Annotated in this window: 1 pseudogene; it reads left to right on the top strand. The window is 37.5% G+C overall.

Annotated features, from left to right (window positions below):
- Positions 1-467, top strand: a pseudogene (locus GBI66_RS19205) (DUF2345 domain-containing protein); the annotation flags it as partial.

Below are 467 nucleotides of genomic sequence, written 5' to 3'. Positions count from 1 at the left end.
TTAGGGGGAAATGCAAAAGGCGTTGTAGACGAATTTAATTCTTTCTTTAGTGATGCCAAAGATGCGGTAGAAAATTTAAAAGCGTTCATCGAAAACGTTGAAGAACATGGTGCCGACATCGTTAAAGGTAAACTTGCCAGCATTAAAGACCGCATTCATAAAAATCCATTTGAAAGTATCCAAGAAGTCGGAAAAGTCTTAGCCAATGTTGAGACTAAAGACTTTGACATGATGAGTGTATGTGGAACGTTTAGTAAAGGCAGTAAATTGGAAGTATCACCTTCTAAAGCATTAAGTTCTTTGCAAGGCTTTATGGAAGGTTATACCCAAGGTTTAGAAAGTAGTTCCGATACTAAACAGCAAGAACAAGGCAAAATTTTTAGACAAGCGCTGATGTTATTAGCATCGCCAAATGGGATTGCCTTGACGACACCTGAAAATATTATTTTGCAAGCTTCGCAAGATAT

Origin of the sequence: Acinetobacter sp. TUM15071, from assembly GCF_008980925.1 — a bacterium.
Taxonomy (GTDB): Bacteria; Pseudomonadota; Gammaproteobacteria; order Pseudomonadales; family Moraxellaceae; genus Acinetobacter; species Acinetobacter dispersus.
Note: the sequence above shows the minus strand (reverse complement) of the source record. Positions and strands in the feature narration are given on the sequence as shown.